General features: G+C 64.5%; 12 protein-coding genes and 3 rRNA genes. 13 read left to right on the forward strand and 2 right to left on the reverse strand.

Annotation, left to right across the window (positions count from 1 at the left end):
* Positions 1–21: 21 nt before the first annotated feature.
* Positions 22–471: a PTS sugar transporter subunit IIA gene (locus tag OHO83_RS36250; RefSeq protein ID WP_266668218.1), complete on the reverse strand. Its 450-nt coding sequence runs from the start codon at positions 469–471 to the stop codon at positions 22–24.
* 690 nt (positions 472–1161) lie between these two features.
* Between OHO83_RS36250 and OHO83_RS36255 the strand changes: the two genes are divergently transcribed.
* The 13 genes from OHO83_RS36255 (at position 1162) to OHO83_RS36315 (ending at position 16635) form a co-directional block, all read left to right on the forward strand.
* Positions 1162–2689 (forward strand): 16S ribosomal RNA (locus OHO83_RS36255).
* A 319-nt stretch (positions 2690–3008) separates the two neighbouring features.
* Positions 3009–6130: ribosomal RNA gene (locus tag OHO83_RS36260) — 23S ribosomal RNA — on the forward strand.
* A gap of 89 nt (positions 6131–6219) precedes the next feature.
* Positions 6220–6336 (forward strand): 5S ribosomal RNA (rrf, locus tag OHO83_RS36265).
* Together the 16S, 23S and 5S rRNA genes form the textbook arrangement of a ribosomal RNA operon.
* 171 nt (positions 6337–6507) lie before the next feature.
* Entirely contained in the window at positions 6508–7116 is a 609-nt protein-coding gene (locus tag OHO83_RS36270; RefSeq protein WP_227293547.1) for a CDP-alcohol phosphatidyltransferase family protein, read from the forward strand.
* A gap of 115 nt (positions 7117–7231) precedes the next feature.
* A complete protein-coding gene (locus OHO83_RS36275) occupies positions 7232–9727 on the forward strand; it encodes a mannose-1-phosphate guanyltransferase (protein WP_329436155.1) in 2496 nt (831 codons plus the stop codon).
* Positions 9728–9816: 89 nt separating this feature from the next.
* On the forward strand, positions 9817–10725 hold the full coding sequence (locus tag OHO83_RS36280) for a DUF881 domain-containing protein (RefSeq protein WP_266668210.1): 909 nt from the start codon (positions 9817–9819) through the stop codon (positions 10723–10725).
* Positions 10722–11054 (forward strand): small basic family protein, encoded by a 333-nt coding sequence (locus OHO83_RS36285; RefSeq protein ID WP_100597644.1) that lies wholly within the window; start codon positions 10722–10724, stop codon positions 11052–11054. The genes OHO83_RS36280 and OHO83_RS36285 overlap by 4 nt, the downstream gene beginning before the upstream one ends.
* Positions 11055–11059: 5 nt before the next feature.
* Entirely contained in the window at positions 11060–11944 is an 885-nt protein-coding gene (locus OHO83_RS36290; protein ID WP_330280318.1) for a DUF881 domain-containing protein, read from the forward strand.
* A gap of 82 nt (positions 11945–12026) precedes the next feature.
* The gene (locus tag OHO83_RS36295) at positions 12027–12989 is read left to right on the forward strand and encodes an FHA domain-containing protein (RefSeq protein WP_330280830.1); all 963 of its coding nucleotides are present in this window, start codon (positions 12027–12029) and stop codon (positions 12987–12989) included.
* Between the two features lie 16 nt (positions 12990–13005).
* Positions 13006–13749: a transcriptional regulator FtsR gene (gene ftsR, locus OHO83_RS36300; protein ID WP_266668205.1), complete on the forward strand. Its 744-nt coding sequence runs from the start codon at positions 13006–13008 to the stop codon at positions 13747–13749.
* Positions 13750–13835: 86 nt separating this feature from the next.
* Complete coding sequence (locus tag OHO83_RS36305) at positions 13836–14309, forward strand: bifunctional nuclease family protein (RefSeq protein WP_100597640.1); 474 nt, start codon at positions 13836–13838, stop codon at positions 14307–14309.
* 194 nt (positions 14310–14503) lie between these two features.
* Positions 14504–15148 (forward strand): MerR family transcriptional regulator, encoded by a 645-nt coding sequence (locus OHO83_RS36310; RefSeq protein ID WP_266668203.1) that lies wholly within the window; start codon positions 14504–14506, stop codon positions 15146–15148.
* Positions 15149–15204: 56 nt separating this feature from the next.
* The gene (locus tag OHO83_RS36315) at positions 15205–16635 is read left to right on the forward strand and encodes a DNA polymerase IV (protein ID WP_266668201.1); all 1431 of its coding nucleotides are present in this window, start codon (positions 15205–15207) and stop codon (positions 16633–16635) included.
* On the opposite strand, the gene OHO83_RS36320 is transcribed toward OHO83_RS36315, so the two are convergent.
* Positions 16621–17004 (reverse strand): PRC-barrel domain-containing protein, encoded by a 384-nt coding sequence (locus tag OHO83_RS36320; protein WP_329436160.1) that lies wholly within the window; start codon positions 17002–17004, stop codon positions 16621–16623. The two genes, OHO83_RS36315 and OHO83_RS36320, sit on opposite strands and share 15 nt — an antisense overlap.
* Between the last annotated feature and the right edge of the window lie 71 nt (positions 17005–17075).

Genomic DNA, 17075 nt, shown 5'->3' on the forward strand with positions numbered 1-17075 from the left:
TGCCGCCAGCGACGGCCCGCGTCACTTCCAGCTGAACAGTGCGTCGCCGGACTTGACGTCGCCGTCCTCGATCACTTCGGAGAGGGACTCGGCGGTGGCCTCGAGGGCAACGATCGGGCAGATGGGGGACTTGCCGGCAGCTTCGACGGCCGCCGGGTCCCAGCGCACCATCTCCTGACCGCGCTGCACGGTGTCGCCCTTGTTGACGAGCAGCTCGAAGCCCTCGCCGTTGAGCTGCACGGTGTCGATGCCCAGGTGCGTCAGGACGCCGTGACCCTGCCCGTCCACTACTACATAGGCGTGAGGGTGGAGAGAGACGACGATGCCGTCGACGGGCGCGACGGCAGCCGAGGGCTCACGCACCGGGTCGATGGCGGTGCCGGGACCGACCATCGCACCGGAGAAGACCGGGTCAGGAACGGCGGTGAGTCCAATGGCGCGTCCGGCGAGCGGGGACGTCACACTGGTCATGGCAAGCCTCCCAGGGGTGGAGATTGATGGTCACCGTCACTGCCTGTCCCGGACGGCGTACCGTTTCAGAAGCGTAAGTCATAAAAAGTCCCGGTTCCCCATGGGAGGTACCGGTTGGCTGACGTAGAGGGTGCACGCAAACGATTTGCGCCTGCCCTTCACCCCATGTACTGTCGTACTCCCGCTTGAGGCCAAGCGGCACCTTCGAGTGCCCGGTGGCTCATCGGCAACCATCACGACAGATCCTAGCTTTGATCGACTTCTGCATGCCCGCAGGAGCTCACGGTCGGAGCAGCGGAAAATGACTGATAGTGTTTGGACCGCCGGAAAGGGAAACGCGGAAAGCCGAAAGGCCGGAGCGGAAACCTGAAAGGCACCGAGGAAATCGGACACGAAAGAGTCTGATAGAGTCGGAAACGCAAGACCGAAGGGAAACTGCCCGGAGGAAAGCCTGAGAGAGTCTCTCGGGTGAGTACAAAGGAAGCGTCCGTTCCTTGAGAACTCAACAGCGTGCCAAAAGTCAACGCCAGATTGACAACCCCGGCCCACATTGTGGGTTGGAGGTTCCTTTGAAAAAGTCCTCACTCCCACACCGGGGTGAGGCGCACTAGCGAGGACGCAGTGAATCGTGGGGATTATTCCTCCCGACGGTTCCGCTCTCGTGGTGTTCACCGGGATATCCCGGAAACATTCACGGAGAGTTTGATCCTGGCTCAGGACGAACGCTGGCGGCGTGCTTAACACATGCAAGTCGAACGATGAAGCCCTTCGGGGTGGATTAGTGGCGAACGGGTGAGTAACACGTGGGCAATCTGCCCTGCACTCTGGGACAAGCCCTGGAAACGGGGTCTAATACCGGATAACACCCCCTCTCGCATGGGAGGGGGTTGAAAGCTCCGGCGGTGCAGGATGAGCCCGCGGCCTATCAGCTTGTTGGTGAGGTAGAAGCTCACCAAGGCGACGACGGGTAGCCGGCCTGAGAGGGCGACCGGCCACACTGGGACTGAGACACGGCCCAGACTCCTACGGGAGGCAGCAGTGGGGAATATTGCACAATGGGCGAAAGCCTGATGCAGCGACGCCGCGTGAGGGATGACGGCCTTCGGGTTGTAAACCTCTTTCAGCAGGGAAGAAGCGAAAGTGACGGTACCTGCAGAAGAAGCGCCGGCTAACTACGTGCCAGCAGCCGCGGTAATACGTAGGGCGCAAGCGTTGTCCGGAATTATTGGGCGTAAAGAGCTCGTAGGCGGCTTGTCACGTCGGTTGTGAAAGCCCGGGGCTTAACCCCGGGTCTGCAGTCGATACGGGCAGGCTAGAGTGTGGTAGGGGAGATCGGAATTCCTGGTGTAGCGGTGAAATGCGCAGATATCAGGAGGAACACCGGTGGCGAAGGCGGATCTCTGGGCCATTACTGACGCTGAGGAGCGAAAGCGTGGGGAGCGAACAGGATTAGATACCCTGGTAGTCCACGCCGTAAACGGTGGGAACTAGGTGTTGGCGACATTCCACGTCGTCGGTGCCGCAGCTAACGCATTAAGTTCCCCGCCTGGGGAGTACGGCCGCAAGGCTAAAACTCAAAGGAATTGACGGGGGCCCGCACAAGCAGCGGAGCATGTGGCTTAATTCGACGCAACGCGAAGAACCTTACCAAGGCTTGACATATACCGGAAAGCATCAGAGATGGTGCCCCCCTTGTGGTCGGTATACAGGTGGTGCATGGCTGTCGTCAGCTCGTGTCGTGAGATGTTGGGTTAAGTCCCGCAACGAGCGCAACCCTTGTTCTGTGTTGCCAGCATGCCCTTCGGGGTGATGGGGACTCACAGGAGACTGCCGGGGTCAACTCGGAGGAAGGTGGGGACGACGTCAAGTCATCATGCCCCTTATGTCTTGGGCTGCACACGTGCTACAATGGCAGGTACAATGAGCTGCGATGCCGCGAGGCGGAGCGAATCTCAAAAAGCCTGTCTCAGTTCGGATTGGGGTCTGCAACTCGACCCCATGAAGTCGGAGTTGCTAGTAATCGCAGATCAGCATTGCTGCGGTGAATACGTTCCCGGGCCTTGTACACACCGCCCGTCACGTCACGAAAGTCGGTAACACCCGAAGCCGGTGGCCCAACCCCCTTGTGGGGAGGGAGCTGTCGAAGGTGGGACTGGCGATTGGGACGAAGTCGTAACAAGGTAGCCGTACCGGAAGGTGCGGCTGGATCACCTCCTTTCTAAGGAGCACTTTGGCTGCCAGGCATTGTCTGGTGGTCCAAGAGCCATTTCGTCGGCAAATGTCCGACGGTGGTCGCTCAAGGGTGGAACGTTGACTATTCGACCGGGTTCACGGGTCGGAGGCTGTGAGTACTGCTCCTCGGAGCGTGGAAAGCATGATCTCCGGGCGGAACCGGGTCGGGCACGCTGTTGGGTGTCTGAAGGTACGGCCGAAACGGTCGCCTTCAGTGCCGACCCCAGTGCACTCGAATCTGCTGGTTCGGGGTGATGGGTGGTTGGTCGTTGTTTGAGAACTGCACAGTGGACGCGAGCATCTGTGGCCAAGTTTTTAAGGGCGCACGGTGGATGCCTTGGCACCAGGAACCGATGAAGGACGTGGGAGGCCACGATAGTCCCCGGGGAGCCGTCAACCAGGCTTTGATCCGGGGGTTTCCGAATGGGGAAACCCGGCAGTCGTCATGGGCTGTCACCCATACCTGAACACATAGGGTATGTGGAGGGAACGCGGGGAAGTGAAACATCTCAGTACCCGCAGGAAGAGAAAACAACCGTGATTCCGGGAGTAGTGGCGAGCGAAACTGGATGAGGCCAAACCATATGCGTGTGATACCCGGCAGGGGTTGCGCATGTGGGGTTGTGGGATCTCTCTTTCACAGTCTGCCGGCTGTGAGACGAGTCAGAAACCGTTGATGTAGGCGAAGGACATGCGAAAGGTCCGGCGTAGTGGGTAAGACCCCCGTAGTCGAAACATCAGCGGCTCGTTTGAGAGACACCCAAGTAGCACGGGGCCCGAGAAATCCCGTGTGAATCTGGCGGGACCACCCGCTAAGCCTAAATATTCCCTGGTGACCGATAGCGGATAGTACCGTGAGGGAATGGTGAAAAGTACCGCGGGAGCGGAGTGAAATAGTACCTGAAACCGTGTGCCTACAAGCCGTGGGAGCGTCGCTGTATGTGCTTGCACATGCAGTCGTGACTGCGTGCCTTTTGAAGAATGAGCCTGCGAGTTTGCGGTGCGTTGCGAGGTTAACCCGTGTGGGGAAGCCGTAGCGAAAGCGAGTCCGAATAGGGCGATTCAGTAGCGCGCTCAAGACCCGAAGCGGAGTGATCTAGCCATGGGCAGGTTGAAGCGGAGGTAAGACTTCGTGGAGGACCGAACCCACCAGGGTTGAAAACCTGGGGGATGACCTGTGGTTAGGGGTGAAAGGCCAATCAAACTCCGTGATAGCTGGTTCTCCCCGAAATGCATTTAGGTGCAGCGTCGTGTGTTTCTTGCCGGAGGTAGAGCACTGGATAGGCGATGGGCCCTACCGGGTTACTGACCTTAGCCAAACTCCGAATGCCGGTAAGTGAGAGCACGGCAGTGAGACTGTGGGGGATAAGCTCCATGGTCGAGAGGGAAACAGCCCAGAGCATCGACTAAGGCCCCTAAGCGTACGCTAAGTGGGAAAGGATGTGGAGTCGCACAGACAACCAGGAGGTTGGCTTAGAAGCAGCCACCCTTGAAAGAGTGCGTAATAGCTCACTGGTCTAGTGATTCCGCGCCGACAATGTAGCGGGGCTCAAGCGTACCGCCGAAGTCGTGTCATTCCAGCATGTAGGGCCAACGCCCGCTGGGATGGGTAGGGGAGCGTCGTGTGCCGGGTGAAGCAGCCGCGGAAGCGAGTTGTGGACGGTTCACGAGTGAGAATGCAGGCATGAGTAGCGATACACACGTGAGAAACGTGTGCGCCGATTGACTAAGGGTTCCTGGGTCAAGCTGATCTGCCCAGGGTAAGTCGGGACCTAAGGCGAGGCCGACAGGCGTAGTCGATGGATAACCGGTTGATATTCCGGTACCCGCTGTGAAGCGTCAAACATTGAATCAGGCGATGCTAAGTCCGTGAAGCCGTTCCGGACCCTTCGGGGAAAGGAAAGTGGTGGAGCCGACGGACCAGACTTGTAGTAGGTGAGTGATGGGGTGACGCAGGAAGGTAGTCCAGCCCGGGCGGTGGTTGTCCCGGGGTAAGGGTGTAGGGCGCTGTCTAGGTAAATCCGGACAGCTTGTGCCTGAGACCTGATGCCGAGCCGATTGTGGTGAAGTGGATGATCCTATGCTGTCGAGAAAAGCCTCTAGCGAGTTTCATGGCGGCCCGTACCCTAAACCGACTCAGGTGGTCAGGTAGAGAATACCGAGGCGTTCGGGTGAACTATGGTTAAGGAACTCGGCAAAATGCCCCCGTAACTTCGGGAGAAGGGGGCCATCACCGGTGATTGAATTTACTTCATGAGCTGGGGGTGGCCGCAGAGACCAGCGAGAAGCGACTGTTTACTAAAAACACAGGTCCGTGCGAAGCCGTAAGGCGATGTATACGGACTGACGCCTGCCCGGTGCTGGAACGTTAAGGGGACCGGTTAGTGCACTTTCGGGTGTGCGAAGCTGAGAACTTAAGCGCCAGTAAACGGCGGTGGTAACTATAACCATCCTAAGGTAGCGAAATTCCTTGTCGGGTAAGTTCCGACCTGCACGAATGGCGTAACGACTTCTCGACTGTCTCAACCATAGGCCCGGTGAAATTGCACTACGAGTAAAGATGCTCGTTTCGCGCAGCAGGACGGAAAGACCCCGGGACCTTTACTACAGTTTGATATTGGTGTTCGGTTCGGCTTGTGTAGGATAGGTGGGAGACTTTGAACTCTGGACGCCAGTTCAGGGGGAGTCGTCGTTGAAATACCACTCTGGTCGTGCTGGATGTCTAACCTGGGTCCGTGATCCGGATCAGGGACAGTGTCTGATGGGTAGTTTAACTGGGGCGGTTGCCTCCTAAAGAGTAACGGAGGCGCCCAAAGGTTCCCTCAGCCTGGTTGGTAATCAGGTGTTGAGTGTAAGTGCACAAGGGAGCTTGACTGTGAGACCGACGGGTCGAGCAGGGACGAAAGTCGGGACTAGTGATCCGGCGGTGGCTTGTGGAAGCGCCGTCGCTCAACGGATAAAAGGTACCCCGGGGATAACAGGCTGATCTTCCCCAAGAGTCCATATCGACGGGATGGTTTGGCACCTCGATGTCGGCTCGTCGCATCCTGGGGCTGGAGTCGGTCCCAAGGGTTGGGCTGTTCGCCCATTAAAGCGGTACGCGAGCTGGGTTTAGAACGTCGTGAGACAGTTCGGTCCCTATCCGCTGTGCGCGTAGGAATATTGAGAAGGGCTGTCCCTAGTACGAGAGGACCGGGACGGACGAACCTCTGGTGTGCCAGTTGTCCTGCCAAGGGCATGGCTGGTTGGCTACGTTCGGAAAGGATAACCGCTGAAAGCATCTAAGCGGGAAGCCTGCTTCGAGATGAGTATTCCCACCCCCTTGAGGGGTTAAGGCTCCCAGTAGACGACTGGGTTGATAGGCCAGATCTGGAAGCCCGGTAACGGGTGGAGGTGACTGGTACTAATAGGCCGAGGGCTTGTCCTCAGTTGCTCGCGTCCACTGTGTTGGTTCTGAAACCACGAACAACCCCACGTTTGTCACAGAGCGTGGTGCGGTTGACAGTTTCATAGTGTTTCGGTGGTCATAGCGTGAGGGAAACGCCCGGTTACATTCCGAACCCGGAAGCTAAGCCTCACAGCGCCGATGGTACTGCAGGGGGGACCCTGTGGGAGAGTAGGACGCCGCCGAACTATTTTTGAAGAAAACCCCCGTAACGGATGAGAGTCCTGTTGCGGGGGTTCTCTGCGTTGTACGCCAAGCATTGTGCGGCAATTCTTGTGCACCCCTCTGCACGGCCTCATGTGAGCTGAGGGTAGGGTCAGGGGGCATCGTTGGCTCGTTTCCCCACAGGAGGCCCCCGGGTGGAGGTCCAGGAGACCCGTGTCCAGACGGACCGGGTGCTCACCATCCCGAACATCCTCAGCATGGCGCGTCTCCTTGGCGTACCCCTGTTCCTGTGGCTCATCCTCAGGCCCGAGTTCGGCGGGCCCAAGAGCGATGGCTGGGCCCTCCTGGTCCTGATGCTCAGCGGTGTCAGCGACTATCTCGACGGGAAGCTCGCCCGGCGCTGGAATCAGATCAGCAACCTCGGCCGGCTGCTCGACCCTGCCGCCGACCGGCTCTACATTCTGTCCACGCTGGTGGGACTGACCTGGCGCGAGATTCTGCCGATCTGGTTGACGGCCGTACTGCTTGCCCGGGAACTGGTTCTCCTGGTGATGGTGGGTATCCTCCGCCGTCACGGCTATCCGCCGCCGCAGGTGAACTTCCTCGGCAAGGCCGCCACGTTCAACCTCATGTATGCGTTCCCCCTGTTGCTCCTCAGCGACGGAAGTGGCTGGATCAACACACTCGCTGCCATTTTCGGATGGGCGTTCGCGGGATGGGGTACAACGCTCTACTGGTGGGCAGGGATCCTCTACGTAGTGCAGGTCCGCCGACTGGTCAGGGCGGACTCCACGGCCGATTGAGCTCTCCATATGGCGGTATTCGAGGCCAGGTCGGTCCGCAGTCTCAGATCTGCGGGTCCATCCGGACGGGCGAAGTCGGCTAGACAGTCGTCTCTTCAAGGAGGACGCTTCCGACATGAAGGCCGTCGTAATGGCTGGAGGCGAAGGCACGCGCCTGCGCCCCATGACCTCGAGTATGCCCAAGCCGCTCCTGCCGGTTGTGAACCGGCCGATCATGGAGCATGTGCTGCGGTTGCTCAAGCGGCATGGGCTCACCGAGACCGTCGTCACCGTGCAGTTCCTGGCATCTCTCGTCAGGAACTACTTCGGGGACGGCGAAGAGCTCGGAATGGAGCTCACCTATGCCAATGAGGAGAAGCCACTCGGCACAGCCGGCAGCGTGAAGAACGCAGAGGAAGCACTCAAGGACGACGCTTTCGTTGTGATCTCCGGTGACGCTCTGACCGATTTCGACCTCACCGACCTCATCAATTTCCACAAGGAAAAGGGCGCGCTCGTCACGGTTTGCCTGACCCGCGTTCCCAACCCTCTTGAATTCGGCATCACCATCGTCGACGAACAGGGCAAGGTCGAGCGCTTCCTCGAGAAGCCCACCTGGGGCCAGGTTTTCTCCGACACGGTGAACACGGGCATCTACGTCATGGAGCCCGAGGTATTCGACTATGTCGAGGCCGATGTCTCGGTCGACTGGTCCGGTGATGTCTTCCCCCAGCTCATGAAGGAAGGCAAGCCGGTCTACGGCTATATCGCCGAGGGCTACTGGGAGGACGTCGGGACGCACGAGAGCTACGTCAAGGCGCAGGCCGACGTGCTCGAAGGCAAGGTCGACGTCGAGATCGACGGATTCGAGATCTCGCCCGGAGTGTGGGTCGCCGAAGGTGCCGAGGTCCATCCGGACGCCGTGCTCCGTGGTCCGTTGTACATCGGCGACTACGCCAAGGTCGAAGCCGACGTGGAGATGCGCGAGCACACCGTGGTCGGCTCGAACGTCGTCGTGAAGAGCGGGGCTTTTCTGCACAAGGCCGTCGTCCACGACAACGTGTACATCGGGCAGCACAGCAATCTCCGCGGCTGTGTCATCGGCAAAAACACCGACATCATGCGGGCCGCCCGCGTCGAGGACGGCGCCGTCATCGGCGATGAGTGCCTCGTCGGCGAGGAATCGATTATCCAGGGCAACGTCCGGGTCTATCCGTTCAAGACCATCGAGGCCGGTGCCTTCGTCAACACCTCGGTGATCTGGGAGTCCAGGGGGCAGGCGCATCTCTTCGGCGCCCGCGGCGTCTCCGGCATCATCAACGTGGAGATCACCCCGGAGCTCGCCGTGCGGCTCGCGGGGGCGTATGCCACGACGCTCAAGAAGGGCTCCACCGTCACCACGGCCCGTGACCACTCGCGTGGTGCGCGAGCGTTGAAGCGGGCGGTCATCTCCGCATTGCAGGCGAGCGCCATCGACGTGCGGGACCTGGAGAACGTGCCGCTGCCCGTCGCCCGGCAGCAGACCGCGCGGGGCAGCGCCGGCGGGATCATGATCCGTACGACGCCCGGCGTGCCGGACTCCGTCGACATCATGTTCTTCGACGAGCGGGGAGCGGATCTCTCGCAGGCCAGTCAGCGCAAGCTCGACCGGGTGTACGCGCGACAGGAGTACCGGCGGGCGTTCCCCGGAGAGATCGGCGATCTGCACTTCCCGTCGAGCGTCTTCGACTCGTACACCGGTTCCCTGCTGCGGAATGTCGATACGACGGGGATTGCCGAGGCGGGGCTCAAGGTCGTCGTCGACGCGTCGAACGGCAGCGCCGGTCTGGTACTGCCCAGCCTGCTCGGACGGCTCGGTGTCGACTCGCTGACGATCAACCCGGGGCTCGACGAGTCCAGGCCGACGGAGACGCGGGACGCGCGCCGGTCCGGGCTCGTGCGCCTCGGTGAGATCGTGGCGTCCGCGCGAGCCGCGTTCGGCGTCCGGTTCGACCCGGTCGGCGAGCGGCTGTCGCTGGTCGACGAGAAGGGCCGCATCGTCGAGGACGACCGTGCTCTGCTGGTCATGCTGGACCTGGTGGCCGCCGAGCGGCGCAGCGGCCGGGTCGCGCTGCCGGTGACCACGACGCGTATCGCCGAGCAGGTGGCCGCTTACCACGGGACGCAGGTGGAGTGGACTACCACGTCGCCCGACGACCTCACGCGGGTCGGGCGGGACGAGGGGACCATCTTCGGCGGTGACGGTCGCGGCGGGTTCATCATTCCGGAGTTCAGCTCCGTCTTCGACGGCGCGGCCGCCTTTGTCCGGCTGATCGGTCTCGTGGCGCGGACGCAGCTGACCTTGAGCCAGATCGATGCGCGGATCCCGCGGGCGCACGTGCTCAAGCGGGACCTTGCGACTCCGTGGGCGGTGAAGGGGCTCGTGATGCGGCGGGTCGTCGAGGAGGCCGGCGACCGGTCCGTCGACACGACCGACGGCGTGCGGGTCGTCGAGGCGGACGGGCGCTGGGTGATGGTGCTGCCCGACCCGGCCGAGGCCGTCACCCATCTGTGGGCCGAGGGGCCCGACGACGCGTCGGCACAGCAGTTGCTCGACGAGTGGGCGGCCGTCGTGGACAGCGCTGGTCGCTGAGCCGTCGTACGGGCCGGTCGGCGCCTGTCACGGGCGCCGACCGGTACGCCGGTGGGGCCATTCGGAGGTAGGGGCCGGCACGTGCGACGATGTGCGGCATGCCGCAGCAGCCCCCCGATCGGAGCAGCCCCTCACGCCCCGTGAGCCCCAGGCGTCCTGACGCCTCCATGTCGCTGCTGACGAACGTGATGGACCACAGCCTCGACGACGGATACGCGGAGGCGGCGGCCCGTAAGAAGGCCGAGGGCAGCGGAGGTATGCCGCGCACCCTGCGGGCCAAGCTCGGGCTCGCGGCGGGGCTCGTCCTCGCGGCGCTCGTGGTGACGGTGGGGGCGGCGCAGGCGCGGGTCGCGGCACCGGTCGTGGCGAAGGAGCGCGAGGAGCTCATCGCCCGTATCGAGCGGGAGACGGCGGCCGCGGACAAGCTCGAGCGCAAGGTGGACACGCTCCGCAACGACGTGAGCGACCGCCAGCGTGAGGCGCTGAAGAAACACGGCGGCGACAAGGGCGAGTTGGTCGGTCTGCTGTCCGGTGCCACGGCGGTGCACGGCCCGGGAGTGAAGCTGGTCGTCGACGACGCCAAGGAGGCCGACCAGGGCGGCGGGGGGCCGCGCGAGAGCGCCGGCTTCTCGGACACCGGGCGGGTGCGCGACCGGGACATGCAGCGGGTCGTCAACGGACTCTGGCAGTCCGGTGCCGAAGCGGTCGCCATCAACGGACAGCGGCTGACGGCCCTGTCCGCGATCCGCGCGGCGGGTGACGCGATACTGGTCGACAACAGACCGCTCGTGCCGCCGTACACGGTGCTCGCGGTGGGGGACGGCCAGCGGCTGAGCACCCGGTTCCAGAACAGCCCTGACGGTCTGTACCTGCACGCCCTGCAGGAGAACTTCGGGATCCGGACCAGCATTTCCGCCCAGGACGACGTCCGCCTGCCCGCAGCGCCGAGCGTGACCGTACGTACAGCACAGCCGAGAACAGAGAAGGGCACATCGTGATCGCCGTACTGGGCCTCGTCGTGGGAGTTGTGGTCGGACTGTTCGTCCGGCCCGAGGTTCCGGCGGTGGTCGAGCCCTATCTTCCGATCGCCGTGGTGGCGGCCCTCGACGCGGTGTTCGGCGGCCTGCGGGCGATGCTCGACGGGATCTTCGACGACAAGGTCTTCGTCGTGTCGTTCCTGTCGAACGTCGTCGTGGCGGCCCTGATCGTGTTCCTGGGCGACAAACTGGGCGTGGGCGCGCAGTTGTCCACCGGCGTCGTCGTGGTGCTCGGAATCCGTATCTTCTCCAACGCGGCCGCCATCCGGCGGCACATCTTCCGGGCGTGAGGCCGATGTCCGAGGACGAGAACAAGAACGAGAACAAGAGCAACGAGCAGCACCGCCTGCGCAAGGAACTGCCGGACGAAGTCGCTCCCGAAGCGGCGGACGGCGCGGACCACGCAGGTGGCGCAGCCGGTGCGGGAACGCCGGCCGGGGAGACGAAGCCCCCGTCGCTGACCGGACGTCAGCGGCTGGCCAAGGGGCTGTGGCCGCCGAGGGTCTCCCGTGCGCAACTCATCGTCGCCGTCCTGCTGTTCGTGCTCGGCCTGGGTCTGGCCATCCAGGTGCGGTCCAACAGCGACAGCAGCGCGCTGCGCGGGGCACGTCAGGAAGATCTCGTACGCATCCTCGATGAACTGGATGACCGTACTCAGCGTCTGGGAGATGAGAAGCAGCGTCTCGAGGGGCAGCGCACGGAGCTGGAGAACAGCTCGGACCAGGCCGAGGAGGCCCGCAAGCAGACGGTCGAGAGGGAACGGCAACTCGGCATTCTGGCGGGCACCGTGGCGGCGCAGGGCCCCGGGATCACGCTGACGATCACCGACAAGAAGGGCGCGGTGCAGGCGGACATGCTGCTCGATGCGATCCAGGAGCTACGCGCGGCGGGCGCCGAGGCGATCCAGGTGAACGACGTCCGGGTCGTGGCCGACACGTATTTGACGGATGCGAGCGGCGGGAAGGTGAGTGTGGACGGTCACAAGATCGGCGAGCCTTTCGTCTTCAAGGTCATCGGCAAGCCGCAGGACCTGGAGCCGGCGCTCAACATTCCTGGTGGGGTGGTTCAGACTCTGGAGAAGGAGCAGGCCACCGTTACCGTGACACAGACGCAGAAGATCGTTGTGGACGCCTTGCGACCGGCGAAGCGGCCTGACTACGCTCAGTCGTCGTCCCAGTGAGGCGGGGGCGCGTGCGGGCGTTCGGGCAAGGGCATGAGGTTGCGGGGGGTCGGCGCACCGTAAGCGGGGTGCGTGGTGGAAACTGTTTGGCGGATACGGACGTTGTGAGGATGTCTGTGTCGCCGATGTACGGCGGTGTGTGCAATCAGGGTTCGTCCTGCCCCACGGGCGGGTCTGTTTCGGTCAAGGGGAATCGCCCGTGAAGTTGTTTGCGAAGTTGTTCGGCAAGAGCGCACGTGAGGACAGCGGCAATGCCAATGCCACTGCCCGCCACCGTGCACCGCGTGCCCAGGATGCGGAGGTGCAGGGGACGGAGCGTCCGCTGTTCCGTGATCAGGTCAGCCCTCAGGGTGGTGACATTTCGGGCGGACAGGGCGCGTCGTCTGTTGACCCTGCCGCGTCCGGCCGCATAGGTTTCGGGGAACCGTCAACCTCAAGTGCGGGTGGAGGGTTTACCCCCGATCCGTATGCGTCCCATGCCCCCGCGGGGCAGTCGCGGCAGGAGGATCCGTCCATGTCGGCACTGGTGTGTACGAGGTGCGGAAACCGCAACGCCGAGGCGAGCCGGTTCTGCTCCAACTGTGGTGCGCCTCTGCGGGCCACGGCCGAGCGTCCGTCCGAGACGACCTCGACTATTTCCATTTCGGGCCTTGAGGCCTACGACGCCGAAGTCACCGGTCAGACGCTGTCGCCGGCGCTCTCCCCGGAGGCCCAGGCCGCCGTCGACGCCCTGCCGCTCGGCTCGGCGCTCCTGGTGGTGCGACGCGGTCCGAATTCGGGCAGCCGCTTCCTCCTCGACGGCGAACTGACCACGGCGGGACGGCACCCGCAGAGCGACATCTTCCTTGACGACGTGACCGTTTCGCGTCGCCACGTGGAGTTCCGTCGCGGTGCTGACGGCGCCTTCACCGTCAGCGACGTGGGCAGCCTCAACGGCACGTACGTCAACCGGGAGCGGATCGACTCGGTCACGCTGTCGAACGGCGACGAGGTGCAGATCGGTAAGTACCGGTTGGTCTTCTACGCGAGCCAGCGGGGCATCTGACCTGTCAGGAAGGTCCATGCTTCAAACACCGAAGGGCGGTGCCGGTCACGGCATCGCCCTCACGGACAGTCGGCTGATGAGCATCGGCACCGTGCTGAACGTGCTGCGCGACGAGTTCCCCGAAGTCACCATCTCCAAGATCAGGTTTCTGGAGTCGGAGGGGCTGATCGAGCCGCAGCGTACCCCTTCGGGGTATCGCAAGTTCAGCCCGGACGACGTCGAGCGACTTGCCCACGTACTGCGCATGCAGCGGGACCATTACCTGCCGCTGAAGGTCATCAAGGAACAGCTCGACGCCCTGGAGCGGGGAGAAGCGATCACGCTGCCCTCTGCGGGACGACCGGGCGACGGCGAGGACGGCAGGGCCCAGGAGGGCGGCGACGGGCCGACAGTGGCCCGTGTGGGCCGTGAGGAGCTGCTCGCCGCCGCCGGCATCGAGTCTCCCGAGCTCGACGAGTGGGAGTCGTACGGCCTCATCGCGCCGCTGCCCGACGGCGGATACGACGCGGAGGCGGTCACGGTCGCCGGGCTGGTCATGGAACTGGGCCGCTTCGGGATCGAGCCGCGGCATCTGCGGGCGATGAAGGCCGCGGCCGACCGGGAGGCCGGTCTGGTCGACCAGGTCGTCGCTCCGCTGCGACGGCACCGCAATCCCCAGACCCGGGCCCATGCGCAGGCCCGCGCGAAGGAGCTGGCGGGGCTGACGGTGAAGCTTCACGGTGCGCTTGTGCAGACCGCGCTCGGCGTGCGTCTGCCCTGATCCGAGGGGTGCTCGCGCGGTGTGCGTCCGGCGATCGACGGGTGCCCGACTACCCAAACCTGCCGGGCACGTCCTAGGGTTGCTGTGTGAACGAGCTCGACGTCGTAGGTGTCCGGGTCGAAATGCCCTCCAACCAACCGATCGTGCTCCTGCGTGAAGTGGGAGGCGACCGCTACCTCCCCATCTGGATCGGACCGGGGGAGGCGACGGCCATCGCCTTCGCACAGCAGGGCATGGCCCCCGCACGCCCGCTGACGCACGACCTTTTCAAGGACGTGCTGGAAGCGGTCGGGCAGGAGCTCACGGAAGTACGCATCACGGACCTGCGCGAAGGCGTCTTCTACGCGGAACTGGTGTTCTCGAGCGGAGTCGAGGTCAGTGCCCGCCCGTCGGACGCCATAGCGCTCGCGCTGCGCACCGGTACGCCGATCTACGGCAGTGACGGTGTGCTCGACGATGCCGGGATCGCGATCCCGGATGAGCAGGAGGACGAGGTGGAGAAGTTCCGCGAGTTCCTCGACCAGATCTCGCCCGAGGACTTCGGGACCAACAGTCAGTGAGGCGAGCGGCCGTCGTGAGGCGGCCGCTGCCGCGCCGGAGGCCCGGCCGGACCATTCGGCTAGCCTTTCCCCGCGGTGAGGCACGGGAAACCACTCGTAGGGTGATTATCACTCGGCGTGCCGAGTGTGGCGATCGTTGACGCACCCCTGGTGACTGCCTACCGTCGAGAAGGCAGGTCAAAGAGGAGGTCGGCGTGAGAAGCAGCGGCGGCGGTACGGCTGGGGGCGGCGGACACAGTCCGGCGGAGAGCGGCCCGTACTCGCTTCACGGCCACGCGGCCGGTCACATTCCGCATCGGCCGACGGTGTTGCCGGTGGTCGCTCAGCGGGATGACGAGGCGACGCCCGAGCAGGTCGGATACCGGGGCCCCACCGCGTGCGCGGCGGCCGGTATCACCTATCGGCAACTGGACTACTGGGCGAGGACCGGACTGGTCGAGCCGAGTGTGCGCCCGGCCCACGGGTCAGGGACCCAGCGGCTCTACAGCTTCCGGGACGTCGTCGTCCTGAAGATCGTGAAGCGGTTCCTGGACACCGGTGTCTCCCTGCAGAACATCCGCACCACGGTGCAGCATCTGCGGGAGCGCGGCTTCAGTGATCTGGAGCGGCTGACCCTCATGAGCGACGGCGCGACCGTCTACGAGTGCAGCTCGCCTGCGGAGGTCCATGATCTGCTCCAGGGCGGTCAGGGCATCTTCGGTATCGCTGTCGGTGTGGTGTGGCGGGATGTCGAGAGCGCCCTGTCGCAGCTGCACGGGGAGCGCATCGACACCGGCGAGACGCTCCTCGGGAACAACCCGGCGGACGAGCTGGCGAGACGGCGCCACCGCGCGGTGTGAGCGGGGCCGATGCGTCAGCCGGGGCATTGTCAGTGCCGTAGGGCAGCATCGGACATGTGAGAACCGCGCCCACCATCCTGCATCTCGACATGGATGCCTTCTACGCCTCGGCGGAGCAGGCGTCGAAGCCGAGTCTGCGCGGGAAAGCCGTGGTCGTGGGCGGGATCGGGCCTCGTGGGGTGGTGGCCACCGCTTCGTACGAGGCCCGGGTGTTCGGGGTGCACTCGGCGATGCCGATAGGACAGGCGCGCAGGCTCGCGCCCAATGCCGCGTATCTCGTGCCGCGCTTCCGGCTGTACCGGGAGGTCAGCGAGCAGGTGATGGGCCTGCTGCGGGCGCTGTCGCCGCTGGTGGAGCCGCTGAGCCTCGATGAGGCGTTCGTCGATCTGGAGGCCGGTGAGACGGCCTGGGACGCCGCGTCGGCGCGGCTCGTCGGTGAGCGGCTGCGGGACGAGATCAAGGCCGTGACCGGTCTGACCGGGTCGGTGGGGCTCGCGGCGTCGAAGATGCTGGCGAAGATCGCCTCCGAGGAGGCGAAGCCGGACGGTCTGGTGCTGATAGAGCCGGGCACCGAGCGCGCCATGCTCGGGCCCATGTCGGTGCGCACGCTGCCCGGCGTGGGGCCGGCGACCGGGGATCATCTGAGACGTGCCGGGATCACCACGGTCGAGGAGATCGCCGAGGCAGGCGAGGACGAGCTCGTGCGGCTGCTGGGGAAGTCGCACGGGGCGTCGCTGTACGCCATGGCCCTCGCGCACGACGACCGGCCCGTGGTGGCCGAGCGCGACGCCAAATCGGTGTCGGTCGAGGACACGTACGACGTGGACATCCACGACCGGGTGCGGGTGCGGACCGAGGTGCAGCGGCTTGCGGAGCGGTGCGTGCAGCGGTTGCGGGGGGCGGAGCGGTCCGGGCGGACCGTGGTCCTCAAGGTCCGGCGCTACGACTTCTCCACGCTGACGAGGTCGGAGACGCTGCGCGGGCCCACCGACGACCCCGCCGTGGTGCGGGAGGCGGCAGCCCGGCTCCTGGAGTCCGTGGACACGACGGGTGGGGTGCGGCTGCTCGGTGTGGGGGTGACAGGCCTGGCCGACTACACGCAGGAGGACCTGTTCGCGCAGGCGCGGGCACAGGCCGAGGCCGATGCGCACGTGGCCGAGGGGGAGCGTGAGGGCGAGGCGGAGGGGGCGGGTGGCGCGGGGGACGAGGTCCAGGTGGCTGCCGGAGAGGTCGTCGAGGCCGCGGACCGGCGCTGGGTGGCCGGGCACGATGTGCGGCACGAGGAGTTCGGGCACGGGTGGGTGCAGGGCAGCGGGCTCGGGCGGGTGACCGTGCGCTTCGAGACGCCGTACTCGGTGCCGGGGCGGGTGCGTACGTTCCGGACCGATGACCCCGCGCTGGTACCTGCGGAGCCGCTGCCGCTGGTGGAGGGCGGGGCCGGGCGCTTTGCGGCGCGGGAGCCGGAAGCCGGGTCAGGTGTCGTCTGACGGGCGGGCGATCTTGCCGAAGTCCCGGTCCTCAGGGGGCTTGGGGTCGTCCGGGGCCGAGAGGTCGAGACCGTAGTGGTGGTAGAGCTGGAGTTCCTGTTCGGGGGAGAGGTGACGGCCGACGCCGAAGTCGGGGGCGTCCTTGATCAGGGAGCGTTCGAAGGGGATGCGCAGCGTGCCCTCCACCAGCTCGCTCGGCTCCAGGGGGACGAAGGCGTCACGGCTGAACAGGCCTGTGCGTATCGCCGCCCACTCGGGGACACCGGTCGCGTCGTCGAGATAGACCTCGTCGACGGTTCCGATCTTGGCTCCGTTGCGGTCGAACGCCTTGCGGCCGATCAGGTTGCGCGGATCGACATCGGTCTGCACGGGGCCCTCCAGCTGCTCGCAACTCATCCGTAAGCACTACCAAAGTGCACATTGGGGAAGGCGGCCACTCG

The sequence above is a fragment of the Streptomyces sp. NBC_00569 genome (assembly GCF_036345255.1).
Lineage (GTDB): Bacteria > Actinomycetota > Actinomycetes > Streptomycetales > Streptomycetaceae > Streptomyces.